The organism is Pseudomonas sp. C1C7, from assembly GCF_013359595.1.
Taxonomy (GTDB): Bacteria; Pseudomonadota; Gammaproteobacteria; order Pseudomonadales; family Pseudomonadaceae; genus Aquipseudomonas.
In genome coordinates this window covers 75,458-94,051 of sequence record NZ_JABFMP010000018.1, presented here as the reverse complement: position 1 = coordinate 94,051, position 18,594 = coordinate 75,458, and the positions used below count along the sequence as shown (strand labels likewise).

The window sequence follows — 18,594 nt, the reverse complement described above, 5'->3', positions numbered from 1 at the left end:
AGCAAGCTCGCTCCTACAGTTAGACGCAGACGAATCAGAAGTCGTCTTCGACCTGGCCGTCCTTCACCTTGAATTCGCGGTTCTGCAGGTACGCGTTGCGGATGAAGATGTACTTGTCGCCCGTGATCAGCTTCTCGGAGGACAGCAGGTCGGCGCGGGTATCGACAACGTTCAGGGCGAAGATCGAGTTACGCACCGGCACATCGTTGATGTAGCGGTAAGGGCCTGTGTAGCTGTCGACGTATTTCGAAGGCGCATCACGCAAGGTGCTTGGCCCCAGCAGCGGCAAGACCACATACGGGCCGCTGCCCACGCCCCAGTAACCGAGGGTCTGGCCGAAGTCTTCGTCGCTGCGATGCAGGCCCATCTTGGTGCCGACGTCGAAGAAGCCCAGCAGGCCGAACGTGGTGTTGAAGATCAGACGCGCAGTGTCGACACCGGCCGCCGCTGGCTTGGCCTGGAGGATGTTGTTGGCCAGGTTGGTCACATCGCCGACGTTGCGGAACATGTTGTGGATCCCGTCCTCGAGGAACTGCGGCGTCACGAACTGATAACCCTGCGCCAGGGGCTTGAGTGCGTAGGTGTCGATGACGTCGTTGAATTCGAAGATCGGGCGGTTGACGCTTTCCCAAGGGTCGTCTTCCGAGGCTGCCTGGGCAACGAACGGAACCAGCATGGCGCTGGCGCACACACAGAAAGAGGCTAGAGGATGGGTCCAGCGCATAAAAAACTCCTTGGGGTTGTACTGGCACGGGCGCCTGGCCCGGCAACAAGCTGGCAGTATAAGTCGGAAACACCTGACAGGCATATTGCACGAAGGCTACCCGCAAGGATTGAGGGTAAATGTGAGCGATTCACATCAATGTCACCCAACTGTCACCGCCGCGCTCTAGTCTTCCTGCTATTTCAGGGACGCTCACATGCCACACGCCGATGTCTTGCCGCAAAACGCACCCAACCTGACCGCCGTACTGTTCGGGCTCAGTGGATGTCTGGTGGATTTCGGCGCACACACGCACAAATACGGCAGCCACTCGGCCGAACACCGCGAAGCCACGCCCGGCGCCCTCGACAGCCTGCTCAGCCTGCAGCGCCAGCAAATCCCCTGCGCCTGGCTCGATGAGCTGCCCCCTGCCCTCAGCCAATCCCTGGCCGCGACGTTGCCGGACTGGATCAAACCTTTGCAACACTGCGCAACAATTCAGCCTTGGCCGGCACCGAATGCGTGTTGGCAGGCGCTGATGGCGTTGAACGTCGAACGCCTGGACGGTTGCGTGCTGGTCAGCGGCGAACCGCGCCTGCTGCAATCGGGGCTCAACGCCGGGTTGTGGACCATTGGCCTGGCGTCCTGCGGCTCGCTGTGCGGGCTCTCGCCCGAGCAATGGCAGGCGCTGCCGCCCCAGGAGCGGGATATCAAGCGCGGCAAGGCCACCTTGCATCTGTTCGGCCTTGGCGTGCATTCGGTGATCGATCACCTGGGCGAACTCGACACTTGCCTGGCGGACATCAGCCTGCGCCGGCTCAAGGGCGAAAAGCCCTGACCGCCGCCTCACTCTTATGAAGGCATGCAGGTTGCCCGGGAGTGGATTAATCTTAGGAAAGCCATAGATCTTTGGCCGGCCGCCACGGTCTATGCCAGTGCCTATCGAGAAAAGGAACGACGCCATGCCCGCCCGCGAACTGCAAGAACAGCTCAATGCCCTGCGCGAGCAACTGGAACAGAATCCGCCGCTGTCCGAAGCCGAGCGCGAGAACCTGCACGAACTGATGCAACAGATCGAACTCAAGATCGAGCTCGAAAACCAGACCCATGACACCAGCCTCGCCGATGGCGTGAACCTCGCTGTCGAGCGCTTCGAACTCGAACACCCGACCCTCGCCGGCACCCTGCGCAACATCGCCCAGGCGTTGGGCAATATGGGTATCTGACCGCTAAAAGTGAATCTGCAAGACCTGTAGGACTTGTAGGAGCTGTCGAGTGAAACGAGGCTGCGATCTTTTGATTTTTAAAAGCAGGATCAAAAGATCGCAGCCTCGTTTCACTCGACAGCTCCTACAGGATGCCGGCGTTACTGGCGGACCAGGCGATGGTTCGGCAACTGCACTTCTTCAGTACTGCGATACGGATTGATATCCAGCCCACCGCGGCGCACATAACGCGCATACACCGTCAATTTCTCCGGTTTCAGCAAGCGCTGCAGATCGAGGAAGATCCGCTCCACGCACTGCTCATGGAAGTCCGAATGCTGGCGGAAGCTGACGATGTACTCCAGCAGGCTCGCGTGATCCAGCGCCGAACCACGGTACTCCACCACCACGCTGCCCCAGTCTGGCTGGCTGGTCACCGGACAGTTGGACTTGAGCAAATGGCTGTGCACGCTCTCCTCGACAATCCGCGATGGATCGCAGCGCAACAGCTCCGGACGCGGATGCTCATAGTTGCTGACGCTGATATCCAGATCATCGACGCACACGCCCGGCAAGGCCACGACGCCTTCGGCCTCGACGTCCTTCAGACTGCGCACGCGCACGCCGACCGGCTTGCCGGCAGCCGCCGACAGGTCCTTGACCAGCGTCGCCTCGAGGCTTGCGGTGTCGGCGAACGGCGTCTGGTTCAGGGAGTTGAGGTACAGCTTGAACGACTTGGATTCGATGATGTTCGGCGAGTCGGCCGGAATGCTGAACTCGCCGATCGCCACCACCGGCTTGCCCGATGGCAGCAGCCAGGACAGTTCGAAGCAGTTCCAGAAATCCACGCCCTTGTACGGCAGCGTGTCGGCCGTCAGGCCCAGCTCGGCCCACTTGGCGGTACGCGGGATCGGAAACAGCAGGGACGGCGTGTACGTGGCGATGTATTCGCTGGATTTGCCCAGCGGCGAGTGTTCGGCTGCGGGATGCATGGCGGAAACCTGACTGAAGAATCAGCGGATTCTATCAGCCTTTGCCTCCGCCTTTGAGTGCTTACTGACTGACTGTCAGTTTGCCGACCATGCCCGCCTGGTAATGGCCGGGGATGTTGCAGGCAAATTCCAGGCGGGTGGCCTTGCTGAAGGTCCAGGTCAGCTCGGCGGTCTTGCCCGGTTCCACCAGCACGCTGTTGGGATCGTCGTGCTTCATGCCGTGCCCCATCGATGCGTGATCCATGCCCGCCATGGAGCCGTGATCCATGTCCTTCATGCCCGTCGGCGTCAGCATGCCGCTTTGCTGCATCTTGAGCATTTCCTGCTGGTGGCTGGCGTGCATCGCCGCGTCACCGAGGTTGAACTCGTGCAGCAACTGGCCCTTGTTCACCAGCACGAAACGCACGGTCTCCCCGGCCTTGACCTCGATAGCCTTGGGGGTGAACGACATATCGCCCATCACCACCTCGACACTGCGGGTCGCCTTGGCCGCCGGGGCCGGCTGGCCGAAGTCGTAACTATGGCCGGGCGTGGCCCAAACCTGCGAACTCAAGGCCAGCACACAGGCCGCCAGCAACATGGATTTGCGCAAAAACATGGTCGTATTCCAACTCGATAAGGTTCAGCCTGTGGAAAACTCTAGACTGTCAGCGCTGCCCGTAACCTGACAGCCAGATTACAACTTTGTCAGGTTGGCCCGCACCGTCGCCGGCCGCGGTATAACGCTTTCGTTCCATTTAGCCCGAGTCGCCCATGAAACTGCTGATCGTCGAAGACCAACCGAAAACCGGCCACTACCTGCGCCAGGGCCTGGCCGAAGCCGGTTTCAATACCGAGCTTGTGGCCGACGGCAGCGCTGGCCAGCAATTGGCGCTGAGCGGCGATTACGCGTTGTTGATTCTCGATGTCATGCTGCCGGGTCGCGATGGCTGGCAGATTCTGCAGGCGGTGCGCAGCGCCGGCCTGGATACGCCGGTGCTGTTCCTGACCGCACGGGATGCCGTGGAAGACCGGGTTCACGGCCTGGAACTGGGCGCCGACGATTACCTGGTCAAACCCTTCGCCTTCTCCGAACTGCTGGCCCGGGTGCGCAGCCTGTTGCGCCGTGGCAGCGCGACGCCCCAGGAAATCAGCCTGCAACTGGCCGACCTGCGCCTGGACCTGATCCGCCGCCGCGTGGAGCGCAGCGGCCAGCGCATTGACCTGACCGCCAAGGAATTCGCCCTGCTGGAGATGCTCCTGCGCCGCCAGGGCGAAGTGCTGCCCAAATCGCTGATCGCTTCCCAGGTCTGGGACATGAATTTCGACAGCGACACCAATGTGATCGAAGTGGCGATCCGTCGTTTGCGCCTGAAAATCGACGATGACTTTCCCAACAAACTGATCCACACCGTGCGCGGCATGGGTTATGTGCTCGAAGAGCGCAGCGCCTGATGCCGCGGCTTTCGTTAAGCAGCCGCCTGGCCCTGCTGTTCGCCGCGTGCACCGCCGTGGTGTCGCTGTTCGCCGGGGTGCTGTTCAGCCGCGCCAGCGAGGCGCACTTCATCGAACTGGACCAGCAATTGCTCGAGGGCAAGCTGATCGGCCTGCGCCGGGCGTTGCACGACATTCAATCGAGCGACAGTGAAGTCAGGCTGAACGATGAAATGAGCCGCCAGGCCGACCTGTCGCTGCGCATCAGTGGCAGCGACGGCAAGCGCTGGTACGACAGCTCGGCGAACTTGCCTTCGATGCTGCCGCAAACAACCGGATTGTCGACGATCAACAGCGCGGGCACCGACTACCGTGTGCTCAATGCGCCGCTGTTTCCCGATCAGGCCGGCTCCCCGCAATTGACCCTGCTGCTGGACATCACCCACCACCAGCATTTCCTGCAACGCATGCAGCACCTGATCTGGCTGACGGTCGGCCTGTCGGCCCTGGCCACCGCGCTGCTCGGTGCCTGGGCGGCGCGCAGCGGCTTGCGTCCGCTGCGACGCATCAGCGCCGTCGCCAAGGGCGTGTCGGCACAATCGCTCAACGCCCGCCTGCCCGAAGAAAACATGCCGCCGGAAGTGGCGGAAATGGCCCGCCACTTCAACGCCATGCTAGGGCGCCTCGACGATTCCTTCCAGCGGTTGTCGGCGTTCTCGGCCGACATCGCCCATGAACTGCGCACACCGCTGTCGAACCTGCTGACCCACACCCAGGTCACCCTCACCCGCCCACGCCCCATCGAGGACTATCGCGAAGCGCTGCACAGCAACCTGGAAGAACTGCAATGGATGGCGCAACTGGTCAACGACATGCTCTATCTGGCGAAGGCCGATCACGGCTTGCTCGCGCCCAAGCGTGAAACGCTGGACCTGGCGGAAGAAGTGGATGTGTTGCTGGAGTTCTTTGCGCCTTTGGCCGAGGACGCCCGGGTGACGCTGGGCCGCGAGGGCAGCGCTCGCATCGAGGGTGATCGGGGCATGTTACGTCGGGCGCTTTCCAATCTGCTGGATAACGCGTTGCGCTTTACTCCCGCTGATGGGGAGATTCGCATACGCATCGATGATCGGAGCGAGGGTTTGCGCCTGACGGTGGAGAACAGTGGCGAGGGGATTTGCGAAGCGTTGCTGCCGCGTCTGTTTGATCGCTTCTACCGGGCGGATCCGGCGCGTCATGAGGGCAGCAGTGAGCATGCGGGGTTGGGGTTGGCGATCACCCAGTCCATTGTGCGGGCGCATGGGGGGAGGATTTGGTGTGAATCGAGTGAAGGGTGGACCAGGTTTGTGATCGAGTTGCCAAGGGGGGATTGAGGCCAGCAGGACCGGCCCTTTCGCGGGCAAGCCTCGCTCCTACAGTGTTTTGTGTGAGTGCTGTAGGAGCGAGGCTTGCCCGCGAAGGCGATTTCAGAGATTACGAATACCGCAACGCATGCGCCGGCTCGACCTTCGCCGCCCGCCACGCCGGATAAACCGTGGCCAAAAAGCTCATCACAAACCCCGCCGTACAGATCAAAGCCACATCCCCACCCTGCAACTCGGAAGGCAGATTGCTGACGAAATACACATCGGAACTGAAGATGTGCTGACCGGTAACCCGCTCGACCCAGCCCACCATCTCGCTCACGTTCAACGCCGCAATCACCCCGAGGATGCCGCCAATCAGCGTGCCGACGATCCCGATCACCGTGCCCTGGACCATGAAGATCGCCATGATCTGCCGTGGCGTGGCGCCGATGGTGCGCAGGATCGCGATGTCCGCGCCCTTGTCGTTCACCACCATGATCAGGGTCGCGATGATGTTGAACGCCGCCACTGCCACGATCAGCAGCAACAACAGGCCGATCATGGTCTTTTCCATTTTCATCGCGCTGAACAGGCTGCCCTGGGTGTGGGTCCAGTCGTCAGCCTTGTACGCCTCGCCCAGGCCCGTGGCGATGGTGCTCGACACTTGCGGCGCCGCGTACAGGTCCTTCACCGCCAGGCGCACGCTCTGCACCTGATTCGGCTCCCAGTGCTGCATCTGCGCGGCGTCGGCGACGTTGATCAGTGCCATCGAGCCATCCAGCTCGGCACCGACCTTGAACACGCCGACCACGTTCAAGCGCTGCATGCGCGGGGTGATGCCCCCCGGCGCGGTGCTGACTTCCGGCACGATCAGGGTGATCTTGTCGCCGACGTTGAGGCGGAAGCGGCGCGCGGTGATTTCACCGATCACCACACCGAACTCACCCGGCTTCAAGGCATCCAGACGCCCCTGGACGATGTGTTTGGCAACGATGGACACCTGACCTTCCAGCGCCGGGTCGACACCGCTGACCTGGATCGGCTGCATCGTGCCCTTGTAGGAAAGCATGCCTTCCATTTCGGTGAACGGCACCGCCGCGGTCACTTGCGGGTTCTTCATCGCGGCCGCCGCCACCGGTTGCCAGTCATCGATCGGGTTGACGCCGACGATGGTCGCGTGGGGCACCATGCCGAGGATGCGCGAGCTCATTTCGCGCTGGAAGCCGTTCATCACCGACAACACCACGATCATCGCCAGCACGCCCAGGGCGAGGCCGATCATCGAGGTCATCGATATGAAGGAAACGAAGCGATTGCGGCGCTTGGCGCGGGTATAGCGCGTGCCGATAAAGATCGATAACGGTCTGAACATTCGCTGGGGCACCGTATAGAAACAAAAAGACCCGACGCACTGTTCAGTCACGTCGGGTTTCGACCAGTCAGATAGGCGTCAGGCGACCTTCCTGCAGATGCAGGACGCGGTCCATCTGGCGAGCCAGGTTCATGTCGTGGGTCACGACCAGGAACGCCGTGCGCATCGATGTGCTGAGTTCCAGCATCAATTCCTGGATGCCCTCGGCCGTGTGCAGGTCGAGGTTACCGGTCGGCTCGTCGAGCATCACCAGCCCTGGCTTGTTCACCAGCGCACGGGCGATGGCCACGCGCTGACGTTCGCCACCGGACAATTCAGCCGGCTTGTGCTCCAGGCGATGGCCCAGCCCTACCCGCTCCAGCAACGCGGTCGCACGCTGGCGCGCTTCGGGGATTGCAGTCTTGCCGATCAGCAGCGGCATGCAGACGTTTTCCAGCGCGGTGAACTCGGGCAGCAAGTGGTGGAACTGATAAACGAAGCCCAGCGCGCGGTTACGCAGCAGGCCACGCTTCTTCTCGCTCAGGGCAGACAGTTCTTCACCGTCGAGCCAGACGCTGCCCTTGGTCGGCGTATCGAGGCCGCCGAGCAGGTTGAGCAAGGTACTTTTGCCCGAGCCCGACTTACCGATGATCGCCACACGCTCGCCCGGGTGCAGCTCCAGCTGCAGACCGGCCAGCACCTCCACCGACTCCGGGCCCTCCTCGTAGGATTTGCCCAGGTTGCGGCAACTCAGGATTGCTTTATCACTCATGCGCGACTCACTCATAACGTAGCGCCTCCGCCGGCTGGGTGCGCGCGGCACGCCAGGCTGGATACAGGGTGGCGAGGAAACTCAGGACCAACGCCGCGGAGCAGACCATGACCACGTCCTGGCTCTGCACCTGCGAGGGCAGGTAATCGATGAAGTACACGTCGGCGTTGAGGAACTTGTGCCCGATCAGGCCTTCGAGCGCCGAGATCGCGGCGCTGACATTCAGCGCGGCGAAGATCCCGAGCACCGCGCCGATGGCGGTACCGACCACGCCGATGACCGTGCCCTGGACCATGAAGGTACGCATGATGGTGCCGGGCGTAGCGCCGAGGGTACGCAGGATCGCGATGTCGCTCTTCTTGTCATTGACCACCATCACCAGCGTGGAAATGATGTTGAACGCGGCGACTGCGACGATCAGCAGCAACAGCAGGCCGATCATGGCTTTTTCCATGCGGATCGCCTGATACAGGTTGCCGTGGGTACGGGTCCAGTCGCGGGCGTAGTAATGATCTTCGCCCAGTTCTCGGGCGATGTTCCACGCGGTGCGCGGTGCCTGGAACAGATCGTCGAACTTCAGGCGAATGCCCTGGACCTGATCCGGCTTCCAGCGATGCAGGCGCGCCAGGTCCTGAAGATTGGTGATGCCCAGGTAGCCGTCGATTTCCCCGGCCCCGACATGGAAGATGCCGACCACGGTGAAGCGCTTCATGCGCGGGAACATCCCGGCCGGGGTCACGGTGACTTCCGGCGCGACGAAGGTCAGCTTGTCGCCGATGGCCGCACCGAGCTTGGCCGCCGCCTTGTCACCGATGACGATGCCGAATTCGCCGGGCTTGAGGTCGTCGAGTTTGCCCTGCTGCATGAAGTTATCGATGATTGAAACCTGGCGCTCCAGCGCCGGATCGATGGCGTTGAGCAGGACCTTGGAAACCTTGCCGTTGTTGGTCAGCAAACCCTGCATTTGCGTAAACGGCGCCACGGCCGTGACCTGCGGATTCTGCTTGACCTTGGTCGCCAGACCTTGCCAGTCGCTGATCGGCTCGGTGGACTCGATGGTCGCGTGGGGCACCATGCCCAGTACGCGGGTGCGCATCTCATGATCGAAGCCGTTCATCACCGATAGCACCACGATCATCACGACCACGCCCAGGGCGAGCCCAATCATCGAAGTCAGGGAAATGAATGACACGAAATGGTTGCGACGCTTTGCACGGGTGTAACGCGTGCCGATAAATACGAAGAGAGGTCTGAACATGTCGGGGCTTGTTCGGAGGGAAAAGGAACGTCCTTGTGGCGGGGGTCGATAACCAGCTTTACACTCAGACCACCGCCGCTACCATGGGTTCGCCATGTCGACATTAGATGAAGAAGATCGCCGCGAATACTACCGTATCGAGGACATGATCGCACTGGAAATTCGGCCCCTGTCCGCCGCCGAGGCCACAGGCCAGGAAGTGTTGCAAGATGCTTCCCCACTCTTCAACCTGCTCAGCGAATTGCACCTGAGCGAATTCGAGTCGCAACACCTGTTGCGCCAGATCAGCGAACGCGACCGCAACCTCGCTGCCTTTCTCAAATCCCAGAACAAACGCATCGATCTGCTCAGCCAGGTGATCGCCATCACCGTGCTTGGCCAGATCGGCGAGCCGCAGCCGGTGGTCATTTCCGAGGGCGGCCTCGAGTTCCGGCACCGGACCCCGATTGCGACCGACGCACGCCTGTCGGTCAAGCTGGTGCTGATGCCCCAGGCACTTGGCCTGTTGCTGCGCGCCCGCGTCATCCACTGCGACCGCAAGGGCGAGGGTTACGACGTCGGCACCGAGTTCGAGCACCTGACCGATGCCCAGCGCCAACTGCTCGCCCGTCACATCTTGCAAAAGCAGGCCCAGGAACGACGTCTGGCCCGCGAACAACTCGACTCAGGCATTTAAATTAAGGAAGAACCGTGACCCTCATCTACGGCCATCGCGGCGCCAAGGGCGAAGCACCGGAAAACACCCTGACCAGCTTTCAGGAATGTCTCAAGCACGGCGTACGCCGCTGCGAACTGGACCTGCACCTGTCCATGGATGGCGAGCTGATGGTCATCCACGACCCGACGCTCAAGCGCACCACCGACCGGCGTGGCAAGGTCGTGGAGCACACCGCGGCGGAACTCAAGACCTACGACGCGCGCAAGGGCGGCCCCGGCTGGATCAAGCCCTGCCCGATCCCGACGCTGGAAGAGTTGTTCGAGAAATGCGATTTCGAGCACTGGCAACTGGAGGTCAAGAGCGCTTCACGCACCCGCGCGGCGACCACTGTGCTGGCGATTCGTGAAATGGCGCAACGCCACGGCCTGCTGGACAAGGTGACGATCACCTCGAGTTCCCGGGAAGTGCTCAAAGCCGCGCTGGAGCTGGTGCCGGATGTGTCCCGCGGACTGGTGGCCGAATACGCCTGGCTCGACCCGTTGAAGGTCGCGGCAAGCTATGGCTGCGAGATTCTGGCGCTGAATTGGACCCTGTGCACGCCGGAACGCCTGCAGAAGGCGCAGCGTCAGGGGCTGCATGTGTCAGTGTGGACCGTCAACGAGCCTGCGCTGATGCGCAGACTCGCCGACTTCGGCGTTGACAGCCTGATTACAGACTTTCCCGGTTTGGCCACTGCCACGCTCGAGAATTGCTGAAATCGGTCTCCCCGGCCGGCTCAGGCCACCGGCCGGAGCCGCTCAAAAAAGCCGGTTGAGGCCGTCGTACGCCGCTACCCGATAGGCTTCGGCCATGGTCGGGTAGTTGAACGTGGTGTTGACGAAATACTTCAGGGTGTTGAGCTCGCCCGGCTGGTTCATGATCGCCTGGCCGATGTGCACGATCTCCGAAGCCTGGTAGCCGAAGCAGTGCACGCCCAGCACTTCCAGGGTTTCGCGGTGGAACAGGATCTTCAGCATGCCTTGCGGCTCGCCGGCGATCTGCGCGCGCGCCATGCTTTTGAAGAAGGCCTTGCCCACTTCGTACGGCACCTTGGCCTGGGTCAGTTCCTGCTCGTTCTTGCCGATCGAGCTGATCTCCGGAATGGTGTAGATGCCGGTCGGCACGTCATTCACAAAACGCCAGCTGCCGTTATCGACGATGCTGCCAGCGGCCGAACGGCCCTGGTCGTGGGCGGCACTGGCCAGGCTTGGCCAGCCGATCACGTCGCCCGCGCCGTAGATGTTCTGGATGCCGGTACGGTAGTTTTCGTCGACTTCGATCTGGCCACGGCTGTTGACCTTCACGCCGATGTTTTCCAGACCCAGCTGATCGGTGTTGCCGGTACGGCCGTTGCACCAGAGCAAGGCGTCGGCCTTGATCTTCTTGCCGGACTTGAGGTGCAGGATCACGCCGTTGTCCACGCCTTCGACGCGGTCGTACTCTTCGTTGTGGCGAACGGTGATGTTGTTGTTGCTGAAGTGATAGCTCAGCGCCTGGGAAATTTCCGAGTCGAGGAAGCTCAGCAACTGACCGCGGTTGTCCACCAGTTCGACCAGAACCCCCAGACCGCTGAAGATCGAGGCGTATTCGCAACCGATCACACCGGCGCCGTAGACGATCAGTTTGCGCGGGGTGTGGCCCAGGCTGAGGATGGTGTCGCTATCGTAGATACGCGGGTGGTGGAAATCGATGTCGGCCGGACGGTACGGGCGCGAACCGGTGGCGATGATGATGTGCTTGGCCACCAGCTTCTCGACCACGCCGTTGGCGCAGACCACTTCGATGGTTTGCTCGTCGGCGAAGCTGCCGGTGCCGAAGAACACGTCGACGCGGTTGCGGGCGTAGTAGCCGGTGCGCGAGGCGACTTGTTTGGAGATGACTTTCTCGGCGCTTTTGAGCACGTCCGGGAACGAGAACCAGCGCGGCTCACCAATGGCCCGGAACATCGGGTTGGTGTTGAACTGCATGATCTGCCGGACCGAGTGACGCAGGGCCTTGGACGGGATGGTACCCAGGTGGGTGCAGTTGCCGCCGACCTGGCGACGGCTATCGACCATCGCCACCTTGCGCCCTGCCTTGGCGGCGTTCATTGCCGCGCCTTCTCCCGCCGGACCGGAACCCAGCACCACCACGTCGTAGTTGTAGACAGCCATGCGTACTCCTCAGAACAGGCCGCGGCGCCATCGGCACCTGCGGCTAAATCACGCCAGTCAGTGGCGTGAAGGAACAATTTGGGGCCAATACAGAACCCGGACACAGTCTATAGAAGCGTCAACGCCGCGCACATTAACCCTTGGTCGCGTCGTAGGCTAGTTTTGCCTGCACAACAACGCCAGCCTTCGATGCTCGAATCACCCGAATCACTCGGTTTTGCCGCCGGCGAGGCGCTCGAAAGCGTGACTGGTTCGTGTGACGAAACCTGTATCGGCACGAATCACAAAAAATGCGCCGATACCGTGTTTTTCCGCGTAATCCCAACCGCGCTCGGGGCCGAGAATCAGCAACAGCGTCGACAGGCCATCGGCCAACATCGCTGAAGGATGAATCACCGTAACGGACGCCAGGGTGTGCGAGACCGGCGCACCGGTGCGGGCATCGAAGGTGTGGGAGTAACGCTGGCCGTCCTGATTGAAGTAATTGCGGTAATCGCCGGAGGTGGACAGGCCGTAGCCGTTGATCGTGACAATACGCTCGGCCACCTGTTGATCGTCGCGCGGTTCTTCCAGGGCAATGCGCCACGGCGAGCCGTCGAGCTTTCTGCCTGCGGCCTTGAGTTCGCCGGTGGCTTCAGCCAGGTAATTGTGGATACCCAGCGCTTCGAGCCTGGCTGCCATCTGATCGACCGCGTAGCCGGCGGCGATGCTGTTGAAATCGACTTCGACGGCGGCGTCCTTGCACAACTGCTCACCCTCAATGCGCAGATGGGCATGGCCGACGCGCTGCCGGGTTTCTGCCAGCGCCTGGGCAGTGGGGACTTTTTCTTCGCGCGCCTGGGGACCGAAACCCCAGAGATTGAGCAGCGGCTCCACCGTGAGATCGAACGAGCCGTCGCTCTGCACCGACAGCTGCTCACCGACGCGGACCAGTTCGAGGATTGACGCGGGCATCCGCTGACAACGGTTGGCGGGCAGCTGGTTGAAGCGTTCGATATCGGAGTCGCTGCGATAAGTCGAGAGTTGCCGGTCGACATCGGCCAGGATCTTTTCCACTTCGACCTGAACCAGCGCGGGCTTGGGCAGACCGGCGTGACGCACGTACTTGATCGAATAGGTGCTGCCCATGGTCGGGCCGCCGAAGCTTTCCATGGCGTCGTCGTTGCCGCACGCGGACAACGCGCCCGCAAGCACCAGGAGAATACCCCATCGCCCCATCAACGAATCCCCTCCTGACACCCCACCAAAGCCAGCCATTATGCAATACAACTGTGGGAGCGAGCCTGCTCGCGATGGTCGTCAACGATGACGAGGGATGCCTGACGCCCCGCGGTGTTCTTGAGTGCATCGCGAGCAAGCTCGCACAGTGAATCTCACAAACAAAAACGCCCCGAACAAGTCGGGGCGTTTTCATTCGGCAGCTGAAGCTTAGCGCGGGAACGACGGCGGGTTCACACCAGCCATGTCTTCCATCACGCGAACCACCTGGCAGCTGTAACCGAATTCGTTGTCGTACCAGACGTACAGAACGACGCGGTTATCCTGGGTGATGGTTGCTTCGGCATCCACGACGCCAGCGTGGCGCGAGCCAACGAAGTCGGTGGAAACCACTTCCTGGGAGCTGACGTAGTCGATCTGCTTGTGCAGATCCGAGTGCATGGCCATCTGGCGCAGGTACTCGTTGATTTCGTCGCGGGTGGTGGCCTTTTCCAGGTTCAGGTTCAGGATGGCCATCGACACGTTCGGCGTAGGTACGCGAATCGCGTTGCCGGTCAGCTTGCCCTTGAGCACTGGCAGTGCCTTGGCGGCTGCGGTGGCGGCACCGGTCTCGGTGATTACCATGTTCAGCGGCGCGGCGCGGCCACGACGGCTGCCCTTGTGGAAGTTGTCGATCAGGTTCTGGTCGTTGGTGAACGAGTGAACGGTTTCGACGTGACCGTTGACGATGCCGTACTGGTCGTTGACTGCCTTGAGCACCGGCACGATGGCGTTGGTGGTGCAGGAAGCGGCCGAGATGATCTTGTCGTCAGCGCTGATGTCGCCGTGGTTGATGCCGTGAACGATGTTCTTCAGCGCGCCCTTGCCAGGTGCGGTGAGGATCACGCGGGCAGCGCCCGGGCAGGCCAGGTGTTGGCCCAGGCCGTCGGCGTCACGCCACACACCGGTGTTGTCGACGATCAGAGCGTTTTCGATGCCGTACTGGGTGTAGTCGACTTCGGCCGGGCTCTTGGCGTAGATCACCTGGATCAGGTTGCCGTTGGCGGTGATGGTGTTGTTGGCTTCATCGATGGTGATGGTGCCATCGAACGGACCATGGACCGAGTCGCGGCGCAGCAGGCTGGCACGCTTGACCAGGTCGTTCTCGGAGCCCTTGCGGACAACGATGGCGCGCAGACGCAGGCCGTCGCCACCACCGGTTTTCTCGATCAGGATGCGCGCCAGCAGACGGCCGATACGACCGAAGCCGTAAAGAACAACGTCGGTGCCTTTGCGAGCGGAGGCGTTCTGCTGACCCACGACGTCGGCCAGTTCTTCACGGACGAACTGCTCGGCAGTGCGGCCATTGCCTTCGGTCTTGAATTTGGAGGCCAGCTTGCCCAGATCTACCGAAGCGGCGCCGAGCTTGAGCTCGCTCATCGCCTTGAGCAGCGGGAATGTTTCGTGGACGGACAGTTCGGTGTCGTCGGACTGACGGTGACGAGCAAAGCGGTGAGCTTTGAGAATCGCGATGACTGAACGATTGATCAGGCTGCGGCCATAGATCGAGCTCACCACGTTGTTGTTGCGGTAGAGCTGACCGATAAGCGGAATCATCGCTTCTGCGAGTGCTTCACGGTCGATCCATTCACCAAGACACTGGTCGGGCTTCTGAGTCACGGGAACCTTCCACATGTAGGGGCAGAAAAAAGGGGCTACATTATGCCGCCGAGTGCAACGCGTAGCAATGCGCGCTTGTCGCACAGCCCGTAACATTTTCCCGTTCAAAAAAATCACGCCACGCTGAAACCCAGTAAAACCGGGCCTTTCAGCATCGTCAATTTTTTGGGAACAGCGCAGCGTTGTCCGTAACCATCCGTAACACCCGTTGTTTTTGCCACTACATAATCAACGATTTTCGGCAAAAAACCGCCCGATTTTGTCATTACCACTACATTTCGCCCCACCCGCGTAATAGACACATCAGCAACTGACAGCCGGCATCACAGACCGCTACAATTACCGACTTTGTCGCAACGCTTGGAGCTCAACCTTCCGTGCCCGTTCTGCGTCTACCGCATCTTCCTGCCGCGGCAGGTAAACAGCATTGGGGCAACCTGCCCGGTGCCGCCCTGAGCCTTGCCATCGCCGAGGCCGCCAGCGCTGCGAAGCGCTTTACCCTGCTGCTGACCGCCGATAGCCAGAGTGCCGAACGGCTGGAGCAGGAGCTGGGCTTCTTCGCCCCGGATTTGCCCGTGCTGCATTTCCCCGACTGGGAAACCCTGCCCTACGATCTGTTCTCGCCGCACCAGGACATCATTTCCCAGCGCATCGCCAGCCTGTATCGCCTGCCGGAACTGGCCCACGGCGTGCTGGTGGTGCCGATCACCACCGCCCTGCACCGCCTGGCGCCGACCAAATTCCTGCTCGGCAGCAGCCTGGTGCTGGATGTCGGGCAGAAGCTCGACGTGGAACAGATGCGCACCCGGCTTGAAGCCACCGGTTACCGTTATGTCGATACCGTGTACGAGCACGGCGAATTCACGGTCCGTGGATCGCTGATCGACCTGTTCCCGATGGGCAGCAAACTGCCTTATCGCATCGACCTGTTCGACGACGAAATCGAGACCCTGCGCACCTTCGATCCGGAAAACCAGCGTTCCATCGACAAGGTCGATTCGGTCAAGCTGCTGCCGGCCAAGGAATTCCCGCTGCAGAAAGAAGCCGTGACCCGCTTCAAGGCGCGGTTCCGCGAGCGCTTCGACGTCGACTTCCGGCGCTGCCCGATCTTCCAGGACTTGAGCAGCGGGATTACCCCCGCCGGCATCGAGTACTACCTGCCGCTGTTCTTCGAGGAAACCTCGACCCTGTTCGATTACCTGCCCCAGGACACCCAGGTGTTCTCGTTGCCGGGCATCGAGCAGGCGGCGGAAAACTTCTGGAACGACGTGCGCAATCGCTACGAAGAACGGCGCGTCGATCCATCCCGCCCTTTATTGCCGCCCGCCGAGCTGTTCCTGCCGGTAGAAGACTGCTTTGCGCGTCTCAAGAGCTGGCCGCGAGTGGTGGCCAGCCAGCAGGACGTGGAAACCGGCGGTGGCCGCGAGCGCTTCCCAGCACGGGAACTGCCGAACCTGGCCATCGAAGCCAAGGCCACCCAGCCACTGGCGGCGCTGTCGGAATTCCTCGACCAGTTCCCCGGACGCGTCCTGTTCACCGCCGAGTCCGCGGGCCGGCGCGAAGTATTGCTGGAATTGCTCGAGCGCCTGAAACTGCGACCGAAGACCGTCGACAGCTGGCCGGACTTTGTCGCCGGCAAGGATCGCCTGGCGATCACCATCGCACCGCTGGATGAAGGTTTGCTGCTGGACGACCCGGCCCTGGCGCTGGTCGCCGAGAGCCCGTTGTTCGGCCAGCGCGTGATGCAGCGCCGTCGCCGCGAAAAACGCGCCGACGCCAACAACGACGCCGTGATCAAGAACCTCACCGAGCTGCGCGAAAACGCGCCGGTGGTGCATATCGATCACGGCGTTGGTCGTTACCTGGGCCTGGCGACGCTGGAAATCGACAATCAGACCGCCGAGTTCCTCGCCCTGGAATACGCCGAGGGCGCCAAGCTCTACGTGCCGGTGGCCAACCTGCACCTGATCGCGCGTTACACCGGCAGCGACGACGCACTGGCGCCGTTGCATCGCCTGGGCTCCGAGACCTGGCAGAAAGCCAAGCGCAAGGCCGCCGAACAGGTGCGCGACGTGGCCGCCGAACTGCTGGACATCTATGCCCGCCGCGCGGCGCGCGAAGGCTATGCCTTCACCGACCCGAAAGCCGATTACGCCACCTTCAGCGCCGGCTTCCCGTTCGAGGAAACCCCCGACCAGCAAACCGCTATCGAAGCCGTGCGCGAAGACATGCTCGCGCCGAAACCGATGGACCGGCTGGTCTGCGGCGACGTCGGCTTCGGCAAGACCGAAGTGGCGATGCGTGCGGCGTTCATCGCCGTCCACGGCGGCCGGCAAGTGGCGATTCTGGTGCCCACCACCCTGCTCGCCCAGCAGCACTACAACAGCTTCCGCGATCGCTTCGCCGACTGGCCGGTGACCGTCGAAGTGATGAGCCGCTTCAAGTCGGCCAAGGAAGTGAATGCCGCCGTGGCCGATCTGGCCGAAGGCAAGATCGACATCGTCATCGGCACCCACAAGCTGCTGCAGGAGGATGTGAAAATCAAAAACCTGGGGCTGGTGATCATCGACGAAGAACACCGCTTCGGTGTGCGTCAGAAAGAACAGCTCAAGGCCCTGCGCAGCGAAGTCGACATCCTGACCCTGACCGCCACGCCGATTCCGCGCACGCTGAACATGGCGGTCTCGGGCATGCGTGACCTGTCGATCATCGCCACGCCGCCGGCCCGTCGCCTGTCCGTGCGTACCTTCGTCATGGAACAGAACAAGAGCACGGTCAAGGAAGCCCTGCTGCGTGAATTGCTGCGTGGTGGCCAGGTCTACTACCTGCACAACGACGTGAAGACCATCGAGAAGTGCGCCGCCGACCTCGCCGAACTGGTGCCGGAAGCGCGGATCGGCATCGGCCACGGGCAGATGCGCGAGCGCGAACTCGAACAGGTGATGAGCGACTTCTACCACAAGCGCTTCAACGTGCTGATCGCCTCGACCATCATCGAGACCGGCATCGACGTGCCGAGCGCCAACACCATCATCATCGAGCGCGCCGACAAGTTCGGCCTGGCGCAGCTGCACCAGCTGCGCGGCCGGGTCGGACGCAGTCACCACCAGGCCTACGCCTACCTGCTGACGCCGCCGCGCCAGCAAATCACCCCGGACGCGGAAAAGCGCCTGGAGGCGATCGCCAATACCCAGGACCTCGGCGCCGGCTTCGTGCTCGCCACCAACGACCTGGAAATCCGCGGCGCCGGCGAGTTGCTCGGCGACGGCCAGAGCGGACAGATCCAGGCCGTCGGCTTCACCCTGTACATGGAAATGCTCGAGCGCGCCGTGAAGGCCATCCGCAAGGGCGAGCAACCGAATCTCGACCAGCCGCTGGGCGGCGGTCCGGAAGTCAACCTGCGTGTTCCGGCGCTGATTCCCGAGGACTACCTGCCGGACGTGCACGCCCGCCTGATTCTCTACAAGCGCATCGCTTCGGCCACCGACGAGGAAGGCCTCAAGGACCTGCAAGTGGAGATGATCGACCGTTTCGGCCTGCTGCCGGAACCGACCAAGAACCTGATGCGCATCACCGCCCTGAAATTGCAGGCCGAAGTGCTGGGCATCAAGAAAGTCGACGGTGGTCCGCAGGGCGGTCGTGTCGAGTTCGCGGCGCAGACGCCGGTCGACCCGCTGACGCTGATCAAACTGATCCAGAGCCAGCCAAAACGCTACAAATTCGAAGGCGCCACGATCTTCAAGTTCATGGTTCCGATGGAGCGCCCGGAAGAGCGCTTTAATACGTTAGAGGCGCTGTTCGAGCGCCTCATCCCGAAAACTGCTTGAAGG

At 61.9% G+C, this 18,594-nt stretch carries 16 protein-coding genes; 7 read left to right on the top strand and 9 right to left on the bottom strand.

What is annotated here, in order from left to right; genetic code table 11:
• Positions 1-34: 34 nt before the first annotated feature.
• The gene (locus HNO86_RS16540) at positions 35-724 is read right to left on the bottom strand and encodes a VacJ family lipoprotein (RefSeq protein ID WP_175378009.1); all 690 of its coding nucleotides are present in this window, start codon (positions 722-724) and stop codon (positions 35-37) included.
• 196 nt (positions 725-920) lie between these two features.
• Here HNO86_RS16540 and HNO86_RS16535 point away from each other — a divergent pair, with 196 nt between their 5' ends.
• Both HNO86_RS16535 and HNO86_RS16530 read left to right on the top strand, forming a co-directional pair.
• Positions 921-1,541 carry an HAD family phosphatase gene (locus tag HNO86_RS16535; protein WP_175378008.1) on the top strand — a complete coding sequence of 207 codons (621 nt, stop codon included), beginning with the start codon at positions 921-923 and terminating at the stop codon, positions 1,539-1,541.
• 124 nt (positions 1,542-1,665) lie between these two features.
• Positions 1,666-1,929 carry a DUF4404 family protein gene (locus HNO86_RS16530; protein ID WP_175378007.1) on the top strand — a complete coding sequence of 88 codons (264 nt, stop codon included), beginning with the start codon at positions 1,666-1,668 and terminating at the stop codon, positions 1,927-1,929.
• Positions 1,930-2,069: 140 nt separating this feature from the next.
• Here HNO86_RS16530 and queF read toward each other — a convergent pair whose 3' ends face one another.
• Positions 2,070-2,900, bottom strand: coding sequence for an NADPH-dependent 7-cyano-7-deazaguanine reductase QueF (queF, locus tag HNO86_RS16525; RefSeq protein ID WP_175378006.1), 831 nt, complete (start codon positions 2,898-2,900; stop codon positions 2,070-2,072).
• Between the two features lie 61 nt (positions 2,901-2,961).
• Positions 2,962-3,480 carry a plastocyanin/azurin family copper-binding protein gene (locus HNO86_RS16520; RefSeq protein WP_372242538.1) on the bottom strand — a complete coding sequence of 173 codons (519 nt, stop codon included), beginning with the start codon at positions 3,478-3,480 and terminating at the stop codon, positions 2,962-2,964.
• A gap of 173 nt (positions 3,481-3,653) precedes the next feature.
• Between HNO86_RS16520 and HNO86_RS16515 the strand changes: the two genes are divergently transcribed.
• Entirely contained in the window at positions 3,654-4,334 is a 681-nt protein-coding gene (locus HNO86_RS16515) for a heavy metal response regulator transcription factor (protein ID WP_175378004.1), read from the top strand.
• Positions 4,334-5,683 (top strand): heavy metal sensor histidine kinase, encoded by a 1,350-nt coding sequence (locus HNO86_RS16510; RefSeq protein WP_175378003.1) that lies wholly within the window; start codon positions 4,334-4,336, stop codon positions 5,681-5,683. The genes HNO86_RS16515 and HNO86_RS16510 overlap by 1 nt, the downstream gene beginning before the upstream one ends.
• Positions 5,684-5,783: 100 nt before the next feature.
• On the opposite strand, the gene HNO86_RS16505 is transcribed toward HNO86_RS16510, so the two are convergent.
• The 3 genes from HNO86_RS16505 to HNO86_RS16495 form a co-directional block, all read right to left on the bottom strand.
• On the bottom strand, positions 5,784-7,028 hold the full coding sequence (locus tag HNO86_RS16505) for a lipoprotein-releasing ABC transporter permease subunit (RefSeq protein ID WP_175378002.1): 1,245 nt from the start codon (positions 7,026-7,028) through the stop codon (positions 5,784-5,786).
• Between the two features lie 67 nt (positions 7,029-7,095).
• Positions 7,096-7,779, bottom strand: a complete 684-nt coding sequence (gene lolD / locus HNO86_RS16500) for a lipoprotein-releasing ABC transporter ATP-binding protein LolD (protein WP_175378001.1) — start codon at positions 7,777-7,779, stop codon at positions 7,096-7,098.
• 7 nt (positions 7,780-7,786) lie between these two features.
• Positions 7,787-9,037, bottom strand: coding sequence for a lipoprotein-releasing ABC transporter permease subunit (locus HNO86_RS16495; protein ID WP_175378000.1), 1,251 nt, complete (start codon positions 9,035-9,037; stop codon positions 7,787-7,789).
• A 94-nt stretch (positions 9,038-9,131) separates the two neighbouring features.
• Here HNO86_RS16495 and HNO86_RS16490 point away from each other — a divergent pair, with 94 nt between their 5' ends.
• Together HNO86_RS16490 and HNO86_RS16485 are read left to right on the top strand one after the other, a co-directional pair.
• Positions 9,132-9,713, top strand: coding sequence for a PilZ domain-containing protein (locus HNO86_RS16490; RefSeq protein WP_175377999.1), 582 nt, complete (start codon positions 9,132-9,134; stop codon positions 9,711-9,713).
• A gap of 14 nt (positions 9,714-9,727) precedes the next feature.
• A complete protein-coding gene (locus HNO86_RS16485) occupies positions 9,728-10,450 on the top strand; it encodes a glycerophosphodiester phosphodiesterase family protein (RefSeq protein ID WP_175377998.1) in 723 nt (240 codons plus the stop codon).
• A 42-nt stretch (positions 10,451-10,492) separates the two neighbouring features.
• Here HNO86_RS16485 and sthA read toward each other — a convergent pair whose 3' ends face one another.
• The 3 genes from sthA to HNO86_RS16470 form a co-directional block, all read right to left on the bottom strand.
• The gene (sthA, locus tag HNO86_RS16480) at positions 10,493-11,887 is read right to left on the bottom strand and encodes a Si-specific NAD(P)(+) transhydrogenase (RefSeq protein WP_020798487.1); all 1,395 of its coding nucleotides are present in this window, start codon (positions 11,885-11,887) and stop codon (positions 10,493-10,495) included.
• Positions 11,888-12,094: 207 nt separating this feature from the next.
• Positions 12,095-13,105, bottom strand: a complete 1,011-nt coding sequence (locus tag HNO86_RS16475) for an FAD:protein FMN transferase (protein ID WP_256672658.1) — start codon at positions 13,103-13,105, stop codon at positions 12,095-12,097.
• Positions 13,106-13,315: 210 nt separating this feature from the next.
• A complete protein-coding gene (locus HNO86_RS16470) occupies positions 13,316-14,779 on the bottom strand; it encodes a glyceraldehyde-3-phosphate dehydrogenase (protein WP_175377996.1) in 1,464 nt (487 codons plus the stop codon).
• Positions 14,780-15,141: 362 nt separating this feature from the next.
• On the opposite strand from HNO86_RS16470, the gene mfd reads away from it, so the two are divergent.
• The gene (gene mfd, locus HNO86_RS16465) at positions 15,142-18,591 is read left to right on the top strand and encodes a transcription-repair coupling factor (RefSeq protein WP_175377995.1); all 3,450 of its coding nucleotides are present in this window, start codon (positions 15,142-15,144) and stop codon (positions 18,589-18,591) included.
• Positions 18,592-18,594: the final 3 nt, after the last annotated feature.